Below are 26,408 nucleotides of genomic sequence, written 5' to 3' on the forward strand. Positions count from 1 at the left end.
CTCACGACACCACCTCCCCAATCGCCACACCCTCACGCCACCACCGTGCCAACCCTTGAACATTCGGCGCCTTGAGCAACGTAAAGTGGTTCCCCGGCCCATACCAAACTTCCAACCCGCTGCCCTGCCGTCGCCATCCCTCAATCATCAGGCTCTGTTCGCGCTGATTGCCCGCCGCATCCAGCGAAGGGTCCTCGGCCAACACCAACCTCACCACGCCGTTGTAACGCTGATGCGGCTGATACACCGTGCGCAACGCCGCTGCATAGGTACGCGCCGGCCCGTCCATGGCATCCACCGCAGAGCGCACCGGCAACAGACCCACGCCCACCATGCCCGCATGCAGCCATTGGCGCTGCGCCACTTCATCACGCTCGGCAAAGTCCACACGGTCGATACCCAGCAACTTGCCGGCGGCCAATTGCATCGCCTCGATCAACCGCAACAACGCCGCCGTGGTGGTGTAAGGCCGCCCGGTGCCGCCCGGCGCTTCGCTGTCAATCACCGTCAACGACGCCACCTCACGGCCCATCGCCTGCAACCGCAGCGCCATCTCCAGCGCGACCCAGCCGCCAAACGAGTGCCCCACCAGGTGCACCGGCCCTTGCGGACACTCCTGTGCAAGCGCCGCCAGATAACACTGCGCCGCCGCTTCGACCTGGCTATGCGGCACCGCCTGGCCATCCAGCCCGCGCGGCTGCAAGCCGAACAGCGGCCAGTCACGCCCCAGCGCCTCGCTCAACCCCACATAGCCGGTGACGCTATCGCCCGCGCCCGGTACGCAGAACACCGGCGCATACCCTGCCCGCCCGCTCTGAATGCGCAGCAGCGGTTGGTGCGCCACTTGCGCCACCGGCGAACACACGGCCAACGCCTCGCTCATCGCCCGACCCAGCGCTTGAATATGCGGCGCCTGCATCATGCTCTGGTGATCACCCGGCACCTGCACCCGGCGCAACTGCCCGGGCGCCAACGCGTCCTCCCAACCCAACGAAACACTGCGCCGCGACAACTCGGTGGGCCGCTCTTGCGCGCTGAACAAATGCACCGCGACCGGCAACGGGAACAGGCTGTAATGCGCCAGCGCATGCCCATGCCCGACCTCCCGCTCGATAAAACTCAAGAGGTCCGCGTCCGCAGCCGCTGCCATTTGCGCGTATAGCAAACCTTGATCGCGACAGCGTTGCAGCAGACCCGCAAAGTCCAGCTGTCCAATGCCCTCCTCCAAGTATTCAAGGCTCGCCAGCTCATCCACACCTCCCTGTGCTTTCCAATATGCCGTGCACTGCAACAGCAAATGCCGTTTGAGCGCATCCGGCCCGCTCCAGCGCGCCTTGCCCTGATCGGTCATGCGCGGCACGTAGCTGTCGATCAAACCGAGAAAGGCCACCGCCTCATCCAGCCCGAGTAATTGCATCGCCACTTCGTAGGCCAGCACGCCGCCAAACGACCAGCCCGCGAGCCGGTATGGCCCGTGAGGCTGGATGCGCCGAATCAACCCGACCAGGCGCACGGCCAGGCCTTCCATGGTGTTCAGATGCACTTCGCCAAGCGCCGCGCCCGGCAGGCCATAAATGGGATAGTCGCCAGGCAGGTGCTGGCCCAGCGCCGGGAAGTACACGTCCATGCCACTGAACTCATGCAGCAGAAACAGCGGCGGCTGCGAACCGCTGCTGCGCACGGTAATCACCGACGTCTCGCGCGCCGGCGCCCGCGTGCGCTGCTGCAGCATCGCCGCAACGCCAGCCACGCTGGCATGCTGGAACAGCTCGGCCAGGGACACCTGCAACCCAGCCTCTTCCATCAGGTTGACAAGCCGGATTGCCAGCAACGAATGCCCGCCCAGCTCGAAGAAGCTGTCATGGCGCCCAACCTGCTCCAGCTTCAAGACTTCGGCCCACAGGTTGGCCAGTTGCTGTTCCAGTGCATCGCCAGGCGCTTCGAAATCACGGCGATTCAACGCGTCCAGCGCCGGAACCGGCAAGGCTTTGCGGTCGATCTTGCCATTGGCCGTCAGCGGCAAATGCGCCAGCGGTACATAGGCCGATGGCAGCATGTAGTCCGGCAGCTGGCCTTGCAGGTGCGCCCGCACGCTGTCGAGGTCGACAGGTTCGGCAGCCCAGGTGAAGTAAGCCGCCAGGCGCTTGTCACCCGGCACGTCCTCACGCGCCAGCACCACCACGTCCTGAATACCCGCAAAGCTCGCCAGGCGCGCTTCGATCTCGCCCAGCTCAATGCGAAAACCACGGATTTTCACCTGGTCGTCATTGCGTCCGATGCACTCCAGCAAACCCTCCTGGGTCCAGCGACCTAGGTCACCGGTGCGGTACATCAGGGCACCGGCGTTGAAGGGATCGTCGACAAACTTTTCAGCGGTCAGCTCAGGGCGGTTCAAATATCCCCTGGCCACGCCGTCGCCGCCGATGCAGATCTCACCGGTCACCCCCACCGGCACCGGCTGCAACCAGGCATCCAGCACGTGAATGTGCGTGTTGGAAATCGGCCGGCCGACGGGCACGCTGTCGGCGTCATCGTCAATCGCCTGCACTTCATAGGTGGTGGCATAGGTGGTGGTTTCCGTCGGCCCGTAGCAATGCACCAAACGCAGCCCTGGCGCCTGCGCCAACAGGCTGCGGAACGCCGCCGGGTCGGCGCGCTCGCCGCCGCAGAGCAACATGCGCAAGCCGGCCAGCGCGCGCGGAATCAGCTGCACGTACTGGTTGAACAGCGCCGTGGTGACGAACAGCACAGTCGCGCCGTGCAGCGCACTGCCGAACGCGGCCGGGTCGAGCAAGGTCGCGTGGTCGATCACCTGTACCTGCCCGCCGTTGAGCAACGCGCCCCACACGTCCATGGTGCTGGCGTCGAACGCCGGGTTGGAGGCGAAGGCAACGCGGTCGGCCGCATTGAAGTCGGCGTAGCCGTTGTTGAGCACCAGCCGCGTGATACCGCGATGCGGTACCAATACACCCTTGGGCGTACCGGTGGAACCGGAGGTGTACATGATGTACGCCACACTGTCCGAGGCTTGTGACAGGTCCGGGTTGTGGCTCGGTTGCGGGTCAAGGGTCAGGGTGTCCAGGTCCAGACGCCGGGCGGCGTAATCGATGGACGCGTCGCTGCGGGTCAGCAGCCAGCTCGCGCCGCTGTCCTGCAGCATAAAGCCCTGACGCTCGGCGGGCGCGTGGATATCCAGCGGCACATAGGCCGCCGCGCATTTGAGAACCGCCAGTTGGCTGACCAGCAGATCGAGCGAGCGCGGCAGCAGGATCGCCACGTTATCGCCGGGACGCACGCCCAGGCTCAACAGGTGATGGGCCAGGCGATTGGCGCGGGTGTTCAATTGGCCGTAGCTCACTGCCTGCTCGCCATGCAACGCCGCCACCGCGTCAGGCCGCGCCTGCGCCTGGGCTTCGAACAGGCGCTGCACCGTGTGCTCGCGGGGGAATGCACGCGCGGTGGCGTTGAAGCCCGCCAGCTGTTGGACTTCGGCGCTGGGCAGTATGGGCAGGCGGCTGATGGCGATTTCACGGTTGTGCTCCAGCGCATGCGCCACGTGTTCAAGTGCATGGTGCAGGTAGCCACACAAACGTCGGGCACCCGGCCCCATGGCGTGCACGCTGAACCCGTCGCCGAGGTCATCGACACTCACCGACAGCCCGTAATTGGTGTGCTCCTCGGCCTTGAGCAACTCGATGCCCTGCCAGGCCTGCGCCACACCGCCGGTTTGCGCCGCGCTGTGGCGGTAGTTGAACAGCACGCTGAACAGCGGCGTCGCCACCGGCACGGCGCTGCAACGCTGGGCCAGCGCCAGCGGCGCGTGCTCATGGCCGAGCAGTTGGGTCAGGCGTGCATGAGTCGCACGTAACGCCGTACGCACCGACTGCTCACCCAGATCGACCCGCAACGGCAAGGTATTGATAAACACGCCCATGGCGCGCTCGGCGCCTTCGCCGCCCTGCAGACGGCCGAGCATCACGGTACCGAACACCACGCGCTCGCGGCCGCTGACCTTGCCCAGCACATGGGCCCAGGCCAGGTGCATCAGGCTGGCGGCGCTCACGCCCGCTTGACGGGCCTGGGTGCGCAGGCGCTGGCTCAACTGAGGGTCGATGGTCAGCTGCGCTTGTTCATCGACACCCAGGTTTTCGACCTCGGTGGGCTCGTCGATCTCACCAAGCATGTCGCGGAAAAACGCCTCGTGATCGTTAACCGCCAAACGGGTCTGGGCCACGTAATTACGGTACGGCACTGCAGCGCCCAACGCCGCGTCGCAGCCCAGCAGAAACGCCTGCATTTCGTGCTGCAGGATGTCCAGCGCAATGTGGTCCATCACCAGGTGATGAAACAGCAAGGTCGCCACTACGCGTTGCGGTTCCTGCACGTAAACCAGGCGCATCAGCGGCGCTTGAGCCAGGTCCAGACGCGACGGCAACGGCCCTGTTTCGACGCTTAACGAGGCTTCACGCCAAACCACCTGCACCGGCTCATGAAGGCCGTCCCAATGGAAAGAGGAACGCAGCACATCATGCCGCTGGATCACCGCCTGCAACGCCTGGGCAAAGGCTTGCAGGCGCGCCCTGCTGTCGAACGCAAACTGCGCCTGCAGCAGGTACGCATCGCCCTCGAGTACGGCGCGGTGATGATAGAGAATGCCGGCCTGCAACGGCGCCAGCGGGTAGATGTCCTGCACATTGGCCGCCCCGCCGGGGATGCGGGCGACAATGCGCTCGATAGCCGGCTGATCCAGCTGGATCAGGGGCAGCATGTCCGGGGTGATGTGCGTGCAACCGGGTGCGATGCCATTGGCCGGCACCGCCACTTCACGCCCGCTGCCCAGCGCCGCCGCCAACGCCGACAGGGTCGGCTGGGCAAACAGCACCTTCACATCCGCCGACAACCCAAGGCGGCGCATGCGCCCCATCAGGCTCACGGCCAGCAACGAGTGCCCGCCCAACTCGAAGAAGTTGTCGTGACGGCCCACACGCTCCACGTTGAGCAGCTCGGCCCACAGGCTGGCCAGGGCAATTTCGGTATCACCCTGGGGCGCCTCGTACTCGCGCACCACCACCGAATCCAGGCCTGGCGCCGGCAGGGCCTTGCGGTCGAGCTTGCCGTTGGGGCTCAGTGGCAAGGCGTCGAGGTGGACGAAAATCGCCGGCACCATAAACTCCGGCAAGTGCTGCAGCAGATGGCTGCGCAGCACGTCGATTTCGCAGTGCGCGCCGGTGTAGTAAGCCACCAGGCGTTGCTCGCGGGCGATAACGGCCGCTTCATTGATCGACGCATACTCGGTCAGGCGGGCCTGGATCTCGCCCAGTTCGATGCGTAAACCGCGGATCTTCACCTGGTCATCATTGCGGCCCAAATATTCGATATTACCGTCCGGCAAGTAGCGCCCAACGTCACCGGTGCGGTACATGCGCCCGCGGGTGAACGGATCATTCAGGAAACGCTCGGCCGTCAGCTCAGGCCGATTCAGATAACCGCGCGCCACTTGCACGCCGCCGATAAACAACTCGCCGACCACCCCCAACGGCACCGGCTGCAACTGGCTGTCGAGCAGGTACATGCGCGTGTTGGCAATGGGCTTGCCGATTGGCGTGTTGTCCGGCGTCACCGCGCCCGCGCAATTCCATGCCGTGACGTCCACCGCCGCTTCAGTCGGGCCATAGAGGTTGTGCAATTCACTGTTCGGCAACTGCTGCTTGAAGCGCCGCACCAGACTGCCCGGCAGGGCTTCGCCGCTGCACATCACACGCACCAGCCCGGCCGCCTGGCGCACATCGCCATGGGCCAGGAATACGTCCAGCATCGACGGCACAAAGTGCAGCGTGGTGATCCGCTCAGCCTCGATCACATCGCACAGGTACTCGGGCTCTTTATGCCCGCCAGGGCGCGCCATCACCAACCGCGCGCCCGTCAACAGCGGCCAGAAGAACTCCCACACCGAAACGTCGAAGCTGAACGGGGTTTTCTGCAGCACCGAGTCCTGCGCCTCGAGGCCATATTCGTCCTGCATCCACAGCAGGCGGTTGACCACCCCGGCGTGTTCGTTGATCACGCCCTTGGGCTGGCCGGTGGAACCGGAGGTGTAGATCACATACGCCGTCACGCCCACTGCAGTCGGGTTATCCAGCGGCTGGTGCTGCCAGCAAGGGTGGTCCAGATCGACCACCGGCACCGCGCCCAGCAACTCGCGCGTAGAGCCTTGAGCCAACACCACTGCCGGCGCACTGTCCTGCAGCATGTAGGCAATACGCTCCAGCGGGTAGGCCGGGTCCAGCGGCACATACGCGGCGCCCGCCTTGAGGATGGCGTACAGGCCCACGACCATGTCCAGGCTGCGCTCTACGCAAATAGCCACCCGCGAATCCGGCTGCACACCCAGCGCCAGCAAGTGATGGGCCAACTGATTGGCCTGCCCATTCAACTGGGCATAGGTCAGTTGCCGTTCGCCGGCCTTGACCGCAATCGCGTCCGGGGTGCGCTTGACCTGCGCCTCGAACATCCCGTGCAGGGTCTGGTCGAGGTTGTAATTGACCTCGGTGGCGTTGAACTCAAACAGCAGCTGCTGACGCTCACGGTCATCGACCAGCGATGCATGCTCAAGCACCGCCTGGTCGTTCTCGACCATCGCCTGCAACACGCGCGTGAAGTAACCGACATAACGCTGCACGGTCGACTCATCAAACAGCGCCACGGCATATTCCAGCGCGCCAAGAATGCTGCCCTGCACTTCGCCAAGGTTCAGCGACAGGTCGAATTTGGCAAAGTGGCTGTTTTCGACGATGCCTTCCAGGGCCAGGTCGCCCAATGCCAGGGTCGGTGCGCTGCTGTCCTGCCACGTCAACAGGGTTTGGAACAACGGGCTGTGGGCCAGGCTGCGCGGCGGCCGGGTGATTTCCACCACCTGTTCGAACGGCAGGTCCTGATGGGCCTGGGCTTCCAGCGTCAGCGCCTTGACCCGCGCCAGCAGCGCCTCGGTGCTCAACTCGCCGGAGGTGTCGATGCGCACTGCCAGCGTGTTGACGAACAGGCCGATTAGCCCTTCTACCTCGCTGCGCGTGCGGTTGGCCACCGGCGAGCCGATCACCAGGTCGTGTTGCCCGGACAGCCGCGCCAGCAACGAGGCCCAGGCACTCATCAAGGTCATGTACAGCGTGGTGCCATGGCGTTGGCTCAAGGCCTTGAGCCCGGCGGTGAGGCGTTCATCCAGGCGCACTTCGACGCTGCTGCCGGCGTAATCCTGCTGCGCCGGGCGCGGGCGGTCGGTGGGCAACGTGAGCAAGGCCGGCGCGCCCGCCAGCGCCTGCTGCCAATAGCTGCTCTGGCGCTGCAGCACCTCGCCGCTCAGCCACAGCCGTTGCCACACGGCGAAGTCACCGTACTGGATCGCCAGCGGCGGCAACGGGTCGGGCAGGCCGTGGCTGAAGGCTTGATACAGCGCCATCAGCTCGCGGGTCAGCACGCCCATCGACCAACCGTCGGAGACGATATGGTGCAAGGTCAGCAACAGCACATGGTGATCGTCGGCCATCACCACCAGCCGCCCGCGCAGCAGCGGGCCGCGCTCCAGGTCGAAAGGCGCCGAGGCTTCGCCGTGGATCAACGCATCCAGCGCCTGCTGGGGTTGCGGGTGGCGGCGCAGGTCCTGCACTTGCAGCGGCAGCACGTCTTCGGCCGGCACAATCAGCACCTGGGCGTCGTCGCCGTGCTGGGCAAAGCGGCTGCGCAGGGTTTCGTGGCGCGCCACAATCCGCGCCAGCGCCCGTTGCAGCGCCTCCACATGCAATTGCCCACGCAGGCGCAGGCCAATGGGGATGTTATAGGCGGTGTTGGCGCCTTCCATCAGTGCCAGGAACCACAGGCGCTGCTGGGCGAAGGACAGTGGCACGGGTTCATCGCGGCTGGCCGGGAGAATATCCGGCAAGGTGCTGCGCCCCGATTGGGCCAGGACTTCAGCGACCGCCGCCAGCTCGGCATTGGCAAACAGGTCGCCGAGGATCAGCTCGACACCCAGACGCTGCCGCACCTGGGACACCATGCGCATTGCCAGCAGCGAGTGCCCGCCCAATTCAAAGAAATGGTCGCGACGCCCGACACGCGCCACGTGCAGTACATCGGCCCAGATCTGCGCCAGCACGCTTTCGATCTCGCCCTGGGGCGCCTCGTATTCGCGGGTAAACACCGCAGCCATGTCCGGCGCGGGCAAGGCCTTGCGGTCGAGTTTGCCGTTGGCGGTGAGCGGCAATGCCTCAAGCTTCACGTAGGCAACCGGGACCATGTAGTCCGGCAGATGCGCCACCAGGTGGGCGCGGATATCGCCAACGGCCAGCGGAGCGAACGGCGGGTTTTCGGTGAAGTACGCCACCAGCCGATCCTCACGGACCAGCACCACCGCTTCCTGAATGCCCGGCAATTGGTTGAGTTGGGTTTCGATCTCGCCCAGCTCGATGCGCACGCCACGGATCTTCACCTGGTCGTCGTTCCGCCCCAGGTACTCGATATTGCCGTCCGGCAGCCAGCGCGCCAGGTCGCCGGTGCGGTACATGCGCCCGGCGTTGAACGGGTCTTGCACGAAGCGCTCGGCCGTCAGCTCCGGACGGTTCAAGTAACCACGCGCCACGCCTTTGCCGCCCACATACAGCTCACCGGCAACCCCCAGCGGCACCGGCCGTTGCTGCTCATCGAGCAAGTACACCGTGGCATTCGCAACAGGCTTGCCGATATGCAGTGGCTGGCCCGCCTCTACTTTTCCGGACGTGGCGACCACCGTGGCCTCGGTGGGCCCGTAGTTATTGATCAACTCAAAACGCTGGGCCCGCGCGAACTGGCGCAGGCGATCACCGCCGATCAGCAAGGTGCGCAAGGTCGGGTGTTCGATCTGTTGGCTGAAGGCGTACTCGGCCACCGGCGTGGGCAAAAAGCACACGTCCAACGGCTGCGCGCACCACCACGCGAGCAAGGCGTCGATGTCTTCGGTGCCGTCATTGGCCGGCGGCAGGTGCAGGGTCGCGCCGACACACAGCGCCGGCCACACTTCCCAGGCCATCGCATCAAAGCCGAAACCGGCGACACTGGCGGTGTGGCGCCCGGCACACAGGTCAAAGGCGCGGCAATGCCAGTCCACCAGGTTGGCCACGGTGTGGTGTTCGACCATCACGCCTTTGGGCAAGCCAGTGGAACCGGAGGTGTAAATCACATAGGCGAGGTTAGCGGGCGTGACATCGACCGTGGGGTTGCTCGCCGAATGATGCTGCCAGGTGAAGCGGTCCAGGTTGATCACCGGCACTTGCAGCACGGGCAGTCGCTCCAGCAGCGCCTGTTGCGTCAGCACCGCCACCGGCGCGCTGTCGGTGAGCAAATAGTTGAGGCGCTCGGCCGGGTGGGACGGGTCCACCGGTACATAGCAGGCGCCGGCCTTGAGGATCGCCAGCAACCCGGCCAGGGTATCCAGGCCACGGCGGGCGACGATGGCCACGCGGTCGTCGGGCTTGACCCCCAGCGCCAGCAGGTGATGGGCCAACAGGTTGGCTTGCTGGTTCAGTTCGGCGTAGGTCAATTGGCGGCCTTGCTGCACGGCGGCGATGGCCTCGGGCGTGCAGGCCGCCTGAGCTTCGATACGCCCGTGCAGCGTGGTGCCTTGAGGGAAGTCGGCGTGGGTCGCGTTGAACTGCTCGAGCAGTTGTTGTCGCTCGGCGGCGGGCACGACCGAGACCTGATTGAGCGGAGTCTGTGGCGCCTGCTCCAGCGCAGTCACGAGGTTTTCCAGCGCGGTTTGCAGGTAGGCGCAGACGCGCTGCGGGTCCACCTGGGTGCTGGCGAGCAAGCTCAGGGCAAAGCCTTCGCCGAGGTCATCCACGCTCAAGGTCAGCGGGTAGTTGGTGCGTTCTTCGGCGCTAAGCGCCGCGATACCTTGCCAGGCCGATACGGCAGCGGCGCTGGCGGCCGGGGCACTGTGGCGGTAGTTGAGCAACGCGCTGAACAGCGGCGTCGGCGCGACCACGCCGCTGCAGCGCTGGGCCAGGGCCAATGCGGCGTGTTCGTGGCGCAGCAAGGTGGTCAGCCGCGCGTGGGTGGCTTTGACCCCGGCGCGCACGTCTTCGGCGCCCACGTCCACGCGAAACGGCAGCGTGTTGATGAAAATGCCCAGTGCCCGATCGGTGTCATGGCTGCCCTGCATGCGGCCCATCAATACGGTGCCAAACACCACGTGCTCTTTACCGGCCAGTACACCCAACACCTGCGCCCAGCCCATGTGGAACAGGCTGGCGGCGCTCACGCCCAGTTGCCGGGCCTGCGCACGCAAGCGCTGGCCCAGCTCCGGCGCCAATGGCAGGCTGACTTCGGCAATCCCGCGGGCATCGCCTTGCACGTCTTGCAGGCCAAATGGCAAGGTCGGCTCGCTGATGTCGCCGAGCATCTGGCGGAAGAAACTTTCGTGCTCCTGCTCGCTGATCCCCAGCCGCGCCTGCGCCACATAGTTGCGAAACGGCACCGCCTGGCCCAGCGCTGCGCCCTGTCCCAGCAGGCACGCCTGCATTTCATGGCACACCACTTCCAGAGCGCTGTGGTCGAGGGCCATGTGGTGAAACAGCAAGGTGGCGACGATGCGCTGATTGGCCGGATCTTCGGCACGCACCAGGCGCAGCAACGGCGCCTGGGTCACGTCGAGGCGATAGTGGCGGGCATCGAACAACGCGTGCAGCTGCGCGGCGATATCGCCGTCAGCCGGGTCCAGTTCCAACACCTGCACCGGCAATTGCGCCTGGCGCCAGACCACCTGCGACGGTTCCTGCAACCCGTCCCAGACCACGCCGGTGCGCAGGATGTCGTGGCGGTTCATCACGCTTTGCAGGGCGTGGGCGAAGGCTTCAAAGCGGGCCAAGCTGTCGAACGCAAACTGCGACTGCATCACGTACGGGTCGCCCTGCTCGGCGCTGACGTGATGGAACAGAATGCCTTCCTGCAACGGCGCCAGCGGGTAGATATCTTGGATATTCACCACGCCGCCCTCGACGGTGGCGACGATGCGGTCGATCTCGTCCTGGCTCAGGCTCGACAGGGTCAGCATGGCCGGCGTAATGCGCTCGGCGTCCGCCGGGATGCCATTGGCCGGCACCGTCACTTCACCGGCCTTGGTCGGCGAATACTCGCCGGCCTTGATCAACTCGATCAACGCCGGCTTGTGCTCGCGCAACGCGGCAAGAATCGCCGGGTCGCTCAGCGCCTGTTTATTGCCCTGCACCGACAACTGCTCGCCCTTGAGCGCCAGTTGCACATCCTTGGTTTTCAGCGTCGCCAACAGCTCAGAAATGCTCACAGGACGATCTCCATTCGTTCGGTTATGGCGGCGTAGCCGGCCAGCGTCGGCTGTTCGAACAGCGCCCGCACATCGGCTTCCAGGCCTTCCTGGCGCAGGCGTCCGATCAAGCTCACGGCGAGCAGCGAGTGCCCGCCCAGTTCAAAGAAATTGTCATGGCGCCCGACCCGCTCGACGTTGAGCAGCTCGGCCCACAGCCTGGCCAGGAGGATCTCGGTATCACCCTGCGGCGCCGCGTACTCGCGCACGATCAGCGCGTCCATGCCTGGCGCAGGCAAGGCCTTGCGGTCGAGCTTGCCGTTGGGGCTCAGCGGCAGCGCGTCAAGGTGCATGAACAGCGCCGGCACCATGAAGTCCGGCAGGTGCTGCAGCAGGTGCGCGCGCAGCTGCTCGATGTCGGTAGGTACGCCGGTGTAGTAAGCGACCAACCGGTCCTCGCGGGCCACCACCGCAGCCTCGTTGACCTGCGCATGTTCGAGCAGTCGCGCCTGGATTTCCCCCAGCTCGATGCGCAGGCCGCGGATTTTCACCTGGTCATCGTTGCGGCCCAGGTACTCGATATTGCCGTCGGGCAAGTAGCGGCCAACGTCGCCGGTGCGGTACAGGCGCCCATGGGTGAAGGGGTCCTTGAGGAAGCGTTCGGCAGTCAGCTCCGGGCGATTCAAGTAGCCACGCGCCACTTGCACGCCGCCGATAAACAGCTCGCCGACCACGCCCAACGGCACCGGCTGCAATTGCGTATCCAGCAGGTACATGCGCGTGTTGGCAATCGGTTTGCCGATCGGCGTGTTGTCCGGCACCTCGGGACGCGCGCAGTTCCAGGCGGTCACGTCCACGGCCGCTTCGGTGGGGCCATACAGGTTGTACAGGCCGATGCCCGGCAGCTGCTGCTTGAAGCGCCGCACCAGGCTGCCCGGCAAGGCTTCGCCGCTGCACATTACGCGCACCAGCCCGGCCGCCTGGCTGACATCACCGTGGGCCAGGAACACGTCCAGCATCGAGGGCACAAAGTGCAGTGTGGTGATCTGTTCGGCCTCGATTACTTCGCACAGGTACTCAGGCTCTTTATGGCCACCCGGGCGCGCCATGACCAGGCGTGCGCCGGTAAACAGCGGCCAGAAGAACTCCCACACCGACACGTCGAAGCTGAACGGGGTTTTCTGCAACACGCTATCACTGGCCGTGAGACCGTACGCGTCCTGCATCCACAGCAGGCGGTTGACCACCGCGGCGTGCTCGTTGATCACGCCTTTGGGCTGGCCGGTGGAGCCGGACGTGTAGATCACATAGGCCTGGTGCCGGGCGGTAAGGCCTGGCACGTGGGGGTTGCCAGCGGACTGGTGCTGCCAGGTGGCGTGGTCCAGGTTGACCACCGGCACCTCACCCAGCAACGCGCGGGTGGCGCCTTGCGCAAGCACCACCACCGGCGCGCTGTCTTGCAGCATGTAGGCCAGGCGCTCGCGAGGATAGGCCGGGTCCAGCGGCACATAACCGCCGCCGGCCTTGAGGATCGCAAACAGGCCGATGACCATGTCCAGGCCACGCTCCACGCAGATGCCTACACGCGAATCCGGCTGCACGCCGAGTTCACGCAGGTGATGGGCCAGGCGGTTGGCGCGTTCGTTCAGCGCGCTGTAGGTCAGGTACTGATCGCCGGACTTGACCGCCACGGCCTGCGGCGTGCGCTCGACCTGGGCTTCGAACAGGCCGTGCAGGGTTTGGTCGAGGTCGTAGTTGACGTCGGTGGCGTTGAATTCCACCAGCAGCTTTTGCCGTTCCTCACTGCCCATAATCGGCAGGCGATTGAGCGGCTGATGCGGCGCCTGCTCGAGGGCTTCAACCAGCCCTGACAAAGCGGTCTGCATGTAACCGCACACGCGTTGCGCGTCGATTTGCGCCAGGGCAGTGACATCATAACCATCGCCCAGGTCATCCACGTTCAAGGTCAGCGGGTAGTTGGTGCGCCCGTCGTTGACCAGCGTCTGCATGCCTTCCCAGGCCTGCTGCGCCTCGGCCGAGCGCGTGGCGGCGCCGCGATGGCGGTAGTTGAGCATCGAGCTGAACAACGGCGCCGGGGCCGCCACGCCGCTGCAGCGCTGGGCCAGCGCCAGCGACGCGTGTTCGTGCCCCAGCAGCGCGGTAAGCCGTGCATGGGTGGCTCGCACCGCAGCGCGCGCACCTTGCGCGTCGATGTCCAGGCGCAGCGGCAAGGTATTGATGAACACCCCCAGCGCGCGGTCGGCGCCCTCGCCGCCTTGCATGCGACCCACCAGCACCGTGCCGAACACCACGCTGTGGCGACCCGAGGTGGCCGCCAGCACTTGGCCCCACGCCAGGTGGAACAGGCTCGCCGTGCTCACGCCCAGCAAGCGCGCCTGGGCGCGCAGCCGGCGGTTGAGGTCACTGTCCAGGCGCAAGCGGTGTTCTTCGATCGCGTTGCCGTCGCCGCGCACATCCTGCAAACCGAACGGCAAGGTCGGTTCATCGACGTCCCCGAGCATCTGGCGAAAGAACGCTTCATGTTCCTGCTCGCTTACGCCCAGACGCGCCTGGGCCACGTAGTTGCGGTACGGCATCGGCGCCGCTGTTGGCGCTGCGTGGCCGAGCAAGTGGCCCTGCATTTCGCGCAGCACCACGTCGAATGCGGTGTGGTCGAGGGCGATATGGTGGTAGAGCAACACCACCACTACCCGCTGGTTGGCCGGGTCCCGGGCGTACTTGAGGCTGATCAACGGCGCGTGGCTGAGCGTCAGGCGATAGCGTCGCGCATCGAAACGCTCATGCAGGCCAGCCAGTACATCGCCTTGCAGGTGCAGCTCTTCACGCGGCAGTTCAGCCTTGCGCCACACCACTTGCAGCGGTTGCGCCAGGCCTTCCCAGACCACGCCGGTGCGCAGGATGTCATGGCGATCGATGACCTGTTGCAGCGCCTGGGAGAAGGCGTTCAGGCGCTCAATGCTGTCGAACGCCAGGTGCGACTGCAGCAGGTACGGGTCGCCCTGCTCGGCGGTGATGTGGTGGTAAAGAATGCCTTCCTGCAAAGGCGCCAGCGGGTAAATATCCTGCACATTGGCAGCGCCGCCGGGTACGCGGCTGACGACGTCGTCGAGAGTTGACGGGTCGAGCTCCACCAACGGCAACATGTCCGGGGTGATGCGCTGGCAGTCGGCGGCGATGCGGTTGGCCGGCACCTGCACTTCGCGGCCACTGCCCACGGCAGTGGCCAACGCCGCGAGGGTGGGCTGGCTGAACAGCACACGCACGTCAGCACTGAGGCCGACCTGGCGCATGCGTTCAATCAGGCTGACCGCCAACAACGAATGACCGCCCAGTTCGAAGAAGTGGTCATGCCGGCCGACTTGCTCCACCTGCAACACCTCGGCCCAGATCCGCGCCAGGGTGGTTTCCACCGCGCCTTCCGGCGCTGCGTAGTCGCGGCTCAGCAACGCGGCTTGATCAGGTTGCGGCAAGGCCTTGCGGTCCAGCTTGCCGTTGGCGGTCAGCGGCAGCGTGTCGAGCCTGACGTAGGCCGCTGGCACCAGCGCGTCGGGCAGCTGTTGCTGCAGTTGCGCACGCAAGGTTTCAATCGCCAGCGGCCAGTGTTCGGTGAACCAGGCCACCAGACGCCCCTCGCGCACCAGCACCACGGCTTCAGCGATACCGTCCAGCGCGGCCAGGCGGCTTTCGATTTCACCGAGTTCGACGCGCACACCGCGCACTTTGACCTGGTCGTCGTTACGGCCCAGGTACTCAATATTGCCGTCGGGCAGCCAACGCGCCAGGTCACCGGTGCGGTACATCCGCCCAGGGTTGAACGGGTCCTGCAGGAAGCGTTCGGCGCTCATCTGCGGGCGGTTCAAATACCCCCGCGCCACGCCGCGGCCGCCCACATACAGCTCACCGGCGACCCCCACCGGCACCGGGCGCAACTGTGCGTCGAGCACGTACACGCTGGCATTGGCGATGGGCCGGCCGATGTGCAGCGCCTGCCCGGCGCGCACACGGCCGGAGGTGGCGACCACCGTGGCCTCGGTAGGCCCGTAATTGTTGATTACCGCAAAGCGCCGCTCCTGGGTGAACTGACGCAGGCGATCACCGCCGATCAACAGGATGCGCAAGGTTGGGTGGTGCAGGTTCTGGCTGAAGGCGTACTCGGCCACTGGCGTGGGCAGGAAGCTGACGTCCAGTGGCTGCGCCAGCCACCAGGCGAGCAATTCGTCGATGTTTTCATTGCCGACCTTCGCGGGCGGCACGTGCAAGGTGGCGCCTGCGCAGAGTGCCGGCCAGACCTCCCAGGCCATCGCGTCGAAGCCAAACCCGGCGACGCTGCTGGTGTGGCTGCGCGCGTCCAGGCCAAAGGCCTCGCAATGCCAGTGCACCAGGTTTTCCACGGTGCGGTGTTCCACCATCACGCCTTTGGGCTGGCCGGTGGAGCCGGAGGTGTAGATCACGTAAGCCAGGTGCGCCGGCGTCAGGCCGACCAGCTGCGGGTTGCTGACGGCGTGGTGCCGCAAGCACTCGTCGAACAGGTCGACAGTGGCGTGCGTGCCCAGCAGGTCACGTGTGCTGGCCTCGGCCAAGACCGCTACCGGCGTGCTGTCCTGCAGCAGGTAAGCGATACGTTCGGCGGGGTAAGCCGGGTCGACAGGCACGTAGCCGGCGCCGGCTTTGAGAATGCCCAGCAGCCCGACCAGCATGTGCGGGCCACGGCGACAGCAGATCGCGACGCGGTCGTCCGGCTGCACGCCGAGTGTCAACAGGTGATGGGCCACCTGGTTGGCGCGTTGATTGAGCTGCTGATAGGTCAGGACTTCGCCGTCCTGCTGCACGGCAATCGCGTGGGGCTGACGTTCGACCTGGGCTTCGAAGGCGCCGTGCACGGTGTGCCCGGTCGGGAAGTCCGCGGCTGTTGCGTTGAATTCGCGCAGCAGGGTTTCGCACTCTGCCGGCGGCAGCACTGGCAATTGATTAAGCGGGGTGCTCACCGCGCTTTCCAACGCCACGACCAACTGCTCCACGGCGCGGTGCATGTAGCCACACAGGCGCTGGGCGCCGATCTGCGGCAGTGCCAGCACGCTCAGGCCAAAGCCTGTGCCGAAGTCATCGACGCTGAGGGTCAGCGGGTAATTGCTGCGCTCCTCACCGCCCAGCAGTTGCACGCCCTCCCAGATGCCATGGCCATCGCGGGCCATTTCGCCGGGGCTGCTGTGACGGTAATTGAGCAAGGCGCTGAACAACGGCACGGCCGTCGGTACGCCGCTGCAACGCTGGGCGAGGGCCAGCGACGCATGCTCGTGCCCCAGCAGCGCGCTCAAGCGGGTATGCGTGGCCTTGACGGCCACAGTAGCGCCGGACGCCACATCCACGCGCAGCGGCAAGGTGTTGATGAACATGCCCAACGCGCGGTCAGCGCCCTCACCCGCCTGCATGCGCCCCATCAGCACCGTGCCGAACACCACCTCATCACGCCCGGACACCAGCCCCAGCACTTGCGCCCACGCCAGGTGCATCAGGCTGGCCGCACTGACCCCCAGCACCCGCGCCTGTTCACGCACCCGCATTGCCAACGCGGCGTCCAGCGGCTGTTCGGCCTCTTCGATCGCGCGGCCGTCGCCCTGCACGTCCTGCACGCCAAAGGGCAAGGTCGGCTCATCAACATCGGCGAGCATGTCGCGGAAAAAGTGCTCGTGCTCCGCCACGCTGACACCAAGGCGCGCCTGGGCCACGTAGTTGCGAAACGGTGCAGCGTCGGGCAGTGCCTCGGCCTGGTTGAACAGGAACGCACGCATCTCCTGGCCGACCACTTCCATGGCGGTATGGTCGAGCGCCAGGTGATGGAACAACAGGATCGCCGCGACCCGATTATTCACCGGGTCCTGGGCATAGACCATGCGCAGCAACGGCGCCTGGGTGATGTCCAGGCGATAGTGGCGGGCATCGAAACGTTCGTGCAGTTGCTCGATGACGCCGCCGTCAGCCGGGTCCAGAACAACCTCTTGCACCACCAGCCGGGCCTCGCGCCAGACCACTTGCACGGGGCTGTCCAGACCTTCCCAGACCACGCCGGTGCGCAGGATGTCGTGACGGGCCGCGACCTGTTGCAGCGCGCCCATGAAGGCGTGCAAACGCTCAAGGCGGTCAAACGCCATGCGCGACTGCAGCAGGTACGGGTCGCCCTGCTCGGCGCTGATATGGTGATAAAGAATGCCTTCCTGCAGCGGCGCGAGCGGGTAGATATCCTGCACATTGGCCGCGCCACCCGGCACCGTGGCGACGATGCGCTCGATCGCTGCCTGGTCGAGTTGCACCAGAGTCAACATCGACGGCGTTATCCGGGTGCAGCCGGCTGGAATGCCATTGGCCGGCACCTCGACCTCACGCCCGCTGCCGACTGCCGCTGCCAGCGCCGCCAGGCTTGGCTGGCTGAACAGCACACGCACATCCGCGCTCAGGCCCACCTGGCGCATGCGCTCAATCAGGCTCACGGCCAGCAAGGAATGCCCGCCCAACTCGAAGAAATGGTCATGCCGGCCGACACGCTCGAGCTTGAGCACGTCCTGCCAGATCTGCGCCAGCAAGGTTTCCACCTCGCCCTCCGGCGCCTCGTAACCGCGACTGAGCAGCGCGCTCTGATCCGGTACGGGCAAGCCCTTGCGGTCGAGCTTGCCGTTGGCGGTCAGTGGCAACAGTGCCAGCCACACGTAGGCCGACGGCACCATGTAGTCCGGCAACCGGCCTTGCAGATGAGCGCGCAGTGCCTGGATGTCCAAGGGTGCCTGGGCGGTGTAATACGCCACCAGGCGCTTGTCGCCCGGCTCGTCTTCGCGGGCCAGCACCACCGCGTCTTTTACGCCGGGGAACGCGGCCAGACAGGTTTCGATTTCACCCGGCTCGATACGAAAACCGCGGATCTTGACTTGCAGGTCGTTACGCCCCTGATACAGCAAGGTAGCGTCGGCCTGCCAGCTGGCCAGGTCGCCGGTGCGGTACAGCAGGCCTTCGCCGAAGGGGTTGGGGATGAATTTTTCTGCCGTCAATTGCGGCTGGTTCAAATAGCCGTTGGCCACCCCGGCGCCGCCGATATACAGCTCGCCAACCACGCCCAGCGGCAGCGGTTGCTGGCGCGCGTCGAGCACGTAGGCCTGGGCATTTGCGATGGGGCGGCCAATCGGGACACTGCCCGCAGCCGGCGCGGTGATTTCAAAGGTGGTGGAGAACGTAGTGGCCTCGGTCGGGCCATAGCCATTGAGCAGATGCTGGGGTTTGCCGTGCTGGAGCACACGGCTGATCACCTGCGGGTCGAGCACATCGCCGCCGACGATCAGGTAGCGCAGTTGGCGGAACACCGGCAGCAACGCGTCGGCGTATTGATGGAACAGGCCGGCGGTCATCCACAACACGCTGACGGCTTGCTCCTGCAACAGCGAGGCAAACGCCGCCTGGGACAGCAGCACCGCATGCTCGACCACCACCACACAACCGCCGTTGAGCAACGGCGCCCACACGTCGAGGGTGCTGGCATCGAAGGCCGGGTTGGAGGCGAACGCCACGCGGTCGCGCTCATTGAAATCGGCATAGCCGTTGTTCAGCACCAGGCGCGAGATCGCGCGGTGCGGCACTTGCACGCCTTTGGGCGCACCTGTGGAGCCGGAGGTGTACATGATGTACGCCACGCTTTGCGCCGACTGGGCCAGGTCGGGGTTGCGCGGCGACTGCGCGTCCAGGTTCAGGTCGGCCAGGGTATTGAGCACACGATGCGCGCCGCTGTCCTGCACCATGAAGGCCTGGCGCTCGACCGGCGCATTGACATCCAGCGGCACATACACCGCTGCGCACTTGAGGATCGCCAGTTGGCACACGAGTAAATCCAGCGAGCGCGGCAGTGCGATCGCCACGCTTTCGCCCGGCTGCACGCCCTGGCTGATCAGGTGGTGGGCCAAGCGGTTGGCACGGCGATTGAGGTCGCGATAACTCAACGACAGCGCGCCCTGCACCGCCGCCACTGCGTCGGGACGGGCCAGCGCCTGAGCTTCGAACAGTTGGTGCACCGTGAGCTGCGACGGGTAGTCACGCGCGGTGGCGTTGAAAGCCACCAACAGTTGGTGGCGTTCGGCAGCCGGCAGGATCGACACGGCCTGCAAGGGCGTGGTCGGCGCTTGTTGCAACGCGGTCACCAGATGGCTCAACGCGGTGAGCATGTAGGCGCCCACGCGCCGTACATCCAGGCTGTTCACGCCCTGCACGGTCAGGGAAAACCCGCTGCCCAGGTCATCGACGTTCAACACCAGCGGATAGTTGCTGCGTTCTTGCGAACTGAGAATCTCGATCCCGGACGCGGCAAACGGGCTGTCTCCCGGGGCTTCACCCGGCGCGCTGTGGCGGTAATTGAGCAGCGTGCTGAACAGCGGCAATGAACCCGGTACGCCGCTGCAACGCTGTGCCAGCGACAGCGAGGCATGCTCATGCCCAAGCAACTGCGCCAGGCGTGCGTGGGTGGCGCGCACGCCGGCTTGCACGCTGACGGCGCCGAGGCTGACGCGCAGCGGCAAGGTATTGATGAACATCCCCAACGCACGGTCGGCGCCCTCGCCGCCCTGCATACGGCCCAGCAACACGGTACCGAACACCACGTCCTGCTGGCCGGAGACCTGGGCCAACACCTGGGCCCAGGCCAGGTGCACCAGGCTGGCGGTGCTCACGCCCAGTTGCCGCGCCTGTTCGCGCAGGCCGTGACTGAGCGCCGGCTCCAGTGGCACGTGCGCGTCGACGATGCCGCTGCCGTCGCCATTCACATCCTGCAAACCGAACGCGAGCGTCGGCTCGTCGATATCGCCCAGCATGTCGCTGAAGAAGGCTTCGTGTTGCGCCTGCGTCACGCCCAAGCGCGCCTGGGCCACGTAGTTGCGGTACTGCACCGCGTCCGGCAGCTGCGCGCTGGTGCCGGCGAGGCTGGCGCTCATTTCTTCGACCAGCACTTGCAAGGCGGTGTGGTCGAGCAGGATGTGGTGCAACAGCAGAATGCCGACGTAACCGCCCTGCTGTTCGGCGTAGCCAAAGTGCATCAGTGAAGCACGCGACAGGTCGAGGCGATAATGGCGTGGATCGAAGCGTTGCTGCAGGTGCGCGAGTGCATCAAGGCCGTGCACGTCAATGCGCTCAACCGCCAAGGGCGCCTGGCGCAGCACCACCTGCACCGGTTCATCCAGGCCTTCCCAGACAATCCCGGTGCGCAGGATGTCATTGCGCTCAATTACGCTGTGCAGCGCCTGGATAAACGCATCCACCGCCGCCTGGTCGGCAAAGCGCAACTGCACCTGCAACACGTAGGGGTCGCCCTCGGTGGTTGCCAGGTGGTGGTAAAGAATGCCGGCCTGCAACGGCGCCAGACCGTAGATGTCCTGCACGTTGGCAATGCCGCCGGGCACGCTTTCGAGGATGTGGTCGATAGCGGCCTGGTCCAGGGCCACCAGAGGCAGCATGTCCGGTGTGATGCGCTCGCAGGGGTCGACGATCAGGTTGGCCGGCACCTGCACCTCCCGCTGCCCGCCCACTGCCGCGGCCAGTGCGGCCAACGTGGGTTGGCCGAACAGCACGCGCACATCACAGCTCAAGTCCACCTGGCGCATGCGTTCGATCAGCTTGACCGCCAGCAGCGAGTGGCCGCCGAGCTCGAAGAAATTATCGTCGCGGCCGACCTTGTCGAGCTTCAACAACTGCTGCCAGATACTGGCGATGGCGACTTCAACCGCGCCTTGCGGGGCGGCATAGTCACGCCGCGCCAGCGCGTCGGCGTCCGGTGCGGGCAAGGCCTTGCGGTCAAGTTTGCCGTTGGTGGTCAGCGGGAAGTGATCCAGCAGCACGAAGGCGCTGGGCACCATGTACTCGGCCAGGCTGAGCAGCAGGTGATCACGCAGCTGGGCAGCACCCAGTTCACGCTCAGCGATCACGTAGGCCACCAGGCGTTTGTCGCCCGGTGCGTCTTCACGGGCGATTACCACCGCATCACGTACGCCGTCAGCGGTGGCCAGACGCGCCTGGATTTCGCCCAGCTCGATACGGAAACCACGGATCTTCACCTGGTCGTCGTTGCGGCCCAGGTACTCGACACTGCCGTCGGCCAGCAGGCGGCCGAGGTCACCGGTCTTGTACATGCGCAGGCCGGTGGCCGGGTCGGCCAGGAAACGCTCGGCATTGAGCGCGTCACGGTTGAGGTAACCCCGCGCCACCCCGGCGCCGCCGATGTACAGCTCGCCGACCACACCAAACGGCAACGGCTCGCGACGCTCATCCAGCACGTACAGCTGCAGGTCGGGAATGCGCACGCCAATCGGGCTGACGCCGACCAGCTGCGCATCCGCGGCCTCCAGGGCGCGATAGGTCACGTGCACGGTGGTTTCGGTGATGCCGTACATGTTGACCAGTTGGGTACCGGCGTTGATGGCGCGGGCGTACCACGGCTTGAGCATGCCGGGCTCAAGGGCTTCGCCGCCGAAAATGACCTGACGCAAGGAGTGCGACTGGGCGCTTTGGGCCGCAATCAACTGGCGGAACGCGCTGGGCGTCTGGTTGAGAATGCTCACGCCCGCGTCGCAGATCAGCGCGTAGCACTCATCCGGCGAACGGCTGACCAGTTGCGGCACGATCAGCAATTGGCCGCCGTGCATCAGCGCGCCCCAGATTTCCCACACCGAGAAGTCAAACGCGAAGGAATGGAACAGCGCCCATACATCATTGCGGTTGAAACCGAACCAGTGGTCAGTGGCGGTGAACAGCCGTGCGACCTGGCGATGTTCGATCATCACGCCTTTGGGCAGGCCGGTGGAGCCTGAGGTGTAGATCACGTAGGCCAGGCTCGCCGGGCTGAGAGCGATGCGCGGGTTGACGATGGATTCGCCGCGCAGGCTGTTGAGGTCGATCTGCGCCAGCTCGCCCACCAGGTGGCGGGTGTTGGCTTGCACCAGCACGGCCAGCGGTTCGCTGTCAGCCAGGGTGTAGGCGATGCGTTCCAGCGGGTAAGCCGGGTCAATCGGCACATAACCGGCGCCGGCCTTGAGGATGCCCAGCAGACCGATGATCATCTCGGGGCCACGTTCAACGCAGATCGCCACGCGGTCATCCGGGCGCACACCCTGCGCAAGCAGACGGTGCGCGACCTGGTTGGCGCGTTCATTGAGTTGGCGGTAGGTCAGGCGCTGCGTGTCGAAGCGCACGGCGATGGCTTCGGGCCGGGCGGCGGCATGGGTTTCGACTTGCTGATGGATCAGGGCGGTGTCGGCGTAGTGCGCGGGGCTTTGATTGAGGCGGTGCAGCAGGTGGTGGCGCTCGGTGTCAGGCAGGATGTTCAGGCCGCTCAGCGGCTGATCCGGTCGCTGTTCCAACGCATCGGCCAGGCTGTGCAGCGCGGTATGCAGGTAAGCCGCGACACGTTGTGCGCCGATGGCGGCATCGACCATCACCGTCAGTGCAAAGTCTTCGCCCAGGTCATCCACGTTGACGGTCAGCGGGTAGTTGGTGCGCTCCTCGGCGCCGAGCACCTGGATGCCTTCGGCCACGTCGATGACGGCGGCCATATCGGTAGCGGCGCTGTGACGGTAATTGAGCATGGCGCTGAACAGCGGCGTCGGCGCCGCCACACCACTGCAACGCTGAGCCAGGGCCAGGGACGCATGTTCGTGGTTGAGCAACGCCGTCAGACGCGCATGGGTGGCCTTGACCCCGGCGCGCACGCCCTGCTCGCCCACATCCACGCGTAACGGCAAGGTATTGATGAACATGCCCAGGGCCCGTTCACCGCCCTCGCCTGCGCCCATACGGCCAAGCATTACCGTGCCGAACACCACCGCGTCACGACCGGACACCACGCCCAATACACGCGCCAATGCCAGATGCATCATGCTCGCCACGCTCACGCCCAATGGTCGCGCCAGGCTGCGCAGGCGCCGGCTGAGGGCGCTGTCCACGGCGATGCGTGCTTCGTCAATGCCCTGCCCGTCGCCTTGCACATCCTGCAAGCCGAAGGGCAAGGTCGGCTCATCGATATCGGCCAGCATGTCGCGGAAGAACGCCTCGTGCGCCTGCTCGCTGACGCCGTGGCGCACCTGGGCGATGTAGCCGCGAAACGCGACCGGCGCACCCGCCTGGGCTTGCTGGCCGGCCAGGTACAACTGGATTTCATGGCGCACCACATCAAGGGCAGTGTGGTCGAGGATGGTGTGGTGGAACAGCAGCATCGCCACCACCCGACTGTTGGCCGGGTCGTCGGCAAACACCAGGCGCAGCAGCGGCGCCTGGCCAAGGTCCATGCGGTAGGTGCGTGCGTCATAACGCGCGAGCAACTGGGCCAGGGCATCGCCGCCATTGAAGTGCGCTTGTTCGCAGACCAGGTTTGCCTTGCGCCATACCACTTGCAGCGGCTCGTCGAGGCGCTCCCACACCATGGAGGTGCGCAGGATATCGTGACGGTCAATGACCCATTGCAACGCTTGCGCAAAGGCGTCCAGGCGTGCGCGGCTGTCGAACACAAACTGCGCGTGCAGCACGTAAGGGTCGCCCTGCTGCGCCGAAAGGTGATGGTAAAGCATGCCTTCCTGCAGCGGCGCCAGCGGGTAGATGTCCTGCACATTCGCCGCGCCGCCGGGGATGGCCGCGACGATACGGTCGATGGCCGGCTGGTCGAGGCTGACCAGCGGCAGCATGTCCGGGGTAATGCGGTAGGCGGGGCTCAGCCAGTCGCCGCCCTGCTCGGCCACCCACTCCAGCAAGCGCGGCTTGTGCGCGATCAGTTGATCCCACAGCGCATCATCCAGCGCTTCGTCGTCGCCCAGGATGATCAGGTCGCCTTCTTCCAGTTGCAGACGGATCGCGTGGGTGGAAATCGCTGCCAATAATTCGCTGAACTGCATGGGGGTAACCTGCCTGATAAGTCACGGTGAAGGAGAAAGTCCGTTTTCAGCTGCCGTTAGGATCGGGTGTGCTGTGTGCTGGGCGCCTGTAAAAAGCAGGCGCAGCCGCAAGCCTGAAGAGGCTTCCGGCAGGCTTGGAAAATTAAGGGATTTGGCAGGCGGGGGGTGACATGGGAAGCGGGGACAAGCGCAAATCGCGCAGAGTTCAGTTTATTAACGCTACAGACTGTCGATGTGCCGATAGTCCAGATCCAGCGCCAGCGCCAGCTGTGCTGCTCGCCCGAGTGTGATCGGACCGCGCTCGATATCCACCAGCAGCCCCGGGCAATCGAGCGCTGGCAAACCGGCAATATCCTTGAGCCGGCCATCGGTAATCACCAGCAGACGCTGTCGCTCGGCGGGGTAACGCTGGCGTCGCGCCTGCAGCCACTGCCCCGCTTCAGACAACGCCGCCAGCAACGGCGTGCCGCCGCCGGCGCCGAGTTGCGCCAGCCATCCGGTCAAGCCTTTGGCGGCCTTCAAGCCCTGCACTTGCCAGGTGGGCGACTGCCCGCTGGCCGTGAGCAATGCGATGCGCGCGCGTTGGCGGTAGGCATCGTCGAACAGCTGCGCGAGCAGGCCTTTGGCGTCGGTCAGCGCACCATGGCGCCGCGTGGAGGCCGAGGCATCGACGATCACCAGCCACAACTCGTGGGCCGCGCGGGTGCGCAGGTGGTAGCGCAGATCCTCACGGCCGTGCGGCCGCCCGCCGAGCAAGGTGCCCGGCCAGTTGATCGTGCCGTGTTTTGCACTGCGCGCCTTGCCGTGCCTGCCTTTTTCCAGTCGCCCCGCCTTGGGCCGGGCATCCGCCCCCGCGTCAGGACGAGGGCGAATGCCTAAGGCTTTTTTGGCCAGGCAGGTACTTCCCGGCGTGCGCCCGTGGGCAAGGCTGGCGCGGGCATATCGCCCCACTGGCCCTGGCCGGGTGAAGAATCGGAAGGTTTGGGCGCCTGGCCTTGATTGGGCGGGCTCGCCGGTGGGGATTGCTCTTGCCGCCGATGGCGCAAGGCAAATTCGGCCACGGCTTCGATGTCTTGCTCGGCGATGGCGGTCGCGCCACGCCAGGCGGCATGGGCGCGTGCGCCGCGCAACCACACCAGGTCCGCGCGCAAGCCATCGACACCGGCGGCGAAACAGCGCTCGGTGATCTGCGCCAGGGCCTGGTCATCCAGCTCAATGCTGTCGAGCCGCGCCCGCGCCTGGGTGCAGCGCTCACGCAAGGCGCCTTGCTGCCCGGCCCATTGGGCGCAGAATGCGGCGGGGTCGCTGTCGAAATCCAGGCGCCGACGAATAATTTGCCCTCGCTCGGCGGGCAGGGTTTGCCCGCTCAAGGCCACGTTGAAGCCGAAACGGTCGAGCAGTTGCGGGCGCAACTCGCCCTCCTCCGGGTTCATGGTGCCGATCAGCACGAAGCGCGCTGAATGGCGATGCGAGATACCATCGCGCTCAATCAGGTTGGTGCCGCTGGCGGCGACGTCCAGCAGCAGGTCTACCAGGTGATCGGCGAGCAAATTGACTTCATCGACGTACAGCACGCCGCCATCGGCCTTGGCCAGTACGCCTGGGGAAAACTGCGCGCGGCCTTCGCCCAATGCGGCGTCCAGGTCCAGCGTGCCGACCAGGCGTTCTTCGGTGGCGCCCAACGGCAGGGTGACGAACTGGCCGCTGGCGAGCAGGTCAGCCAGACCACGCGCCAGGGTCGACTTGGCCATGCCACGCGGACCTTCGATCAGCACGCCGCCGATTTTCGGGTCGATGGCGGTCAGGCACAGCGCCAGTTTCAGTTCATCGGCGCCGACCACGGCGGACAGCGGGAAATGTGGAATGTCGGTCATGCATGTTCTCGTTAAATTCTGCGGCACAGGCAATCCCCTGAGGTGGCCGGGCTGGTCGTGTCTACCGCTCGTTGTGGCGAACGGGCTTACTGTAGCGAGCGGGCTTGTTGTGGCGAGCGGGCTTGCCCCGCGTTGGGCTGCGAAGCAGCCCTAATACAGCCAACGCGGTTTTCCTGGAAGAACCGGGTGTGCGGTTTTGGGGCCGCTTCGCGACCCAACGCGGGGCAAGCCCGCTCGCCACAACCAGCCCGCTTGCCGCAAGCCCGCTCGCCACAACAATTCTGCTCGCCACGACAGTCGGGGCTC

Annotated in this window: 4 protein-coding genes; all 4 read right to left on the bottom strand. The window is 65.7% G+C overall.

The window, feature by feature from the left end:
• Position 1 precedes the first annotated feature (1 nt).
• Entirely contained in the window at positions 2 to 11,326 is an 11,325-nt protein-coding gene (locus ACP7B3_RS27135) for an amino acid adenylation domain-containing protein (RefSeq protein ID WP_426182233.1), read from the bottom strand.
• Positions 11,323 to 24,228 carry an amino acid adenylation domain-containing protein gene (locus ACP7B3_RS27140; RefSeq protein WP_426182236.1) on the bottom strand — a complete coding sequence of 4,302 codons (12,906 nt, stop codon included), beginning with the start codon at positions 24,226 to 24,228 and terminating at the stop codon, positions 11,323 to 11,325. Before ACP7B3_RS27140 ends, ACP7B3_RS27135 begins: the two co-directional genes overlap by 4 nt.
• Positions 24,229 to 24,447: 219 nt before the next feature.
• The gene (locus ACP7B3_RS27145) at positions 24,448 to 25,050 is read right to left on the bottom strand and encodes a vWA domain-containing protein (RefSeq protein WP_426182295.1); all 603 of its coding nucleotides are present in this window, start codon (positions 25,048 to 25,050) and stop codon (positions 24,448 to 24,450) included.
• A 53-nt stretch (positions 25,051 to 25,103) separates the two neighbouring features.
• Positions 25,104 to 26,102 (bottom strand): ATP-binding protein, encoded by a 999-nt coding sequence (locus ACP7B3_RS27150; protein ID WP_426182239.1) that lies wholly within the window; start codon positions 26,100 to 26,102, stop codon positions 25,104 to 25,106.
• Positions 26,103 to 26,408 lie beyond the last annotated feature (306 nt).

It is taken from the genome of Pseudomonas sp. TWRC1-2, from assembly GCF_049896685.1.
GTDB lineage: Bacteria > Pseudomonadota > Gammaproteobacteria > Pseudomonadales > Pseudomonadaceae > Aquipseudomonas.

Coding starts and splice junctions, on each gene's coding strand:
- ACP7B3_RS27150 (WP_426182239.1), bottom strand. CDS start 26,102: ATGACCGACATTCCACATTTCCCGCTGTCCGCCGTGGTCGGCGCCGAT.
- ACP7B3_RS27140 (WP_426182236.1), bottom strand. CDS start 24,228: ATGCAGTTCAGCGAATTATTGGCAGCGATTTCCACCCACGCGATCCGT.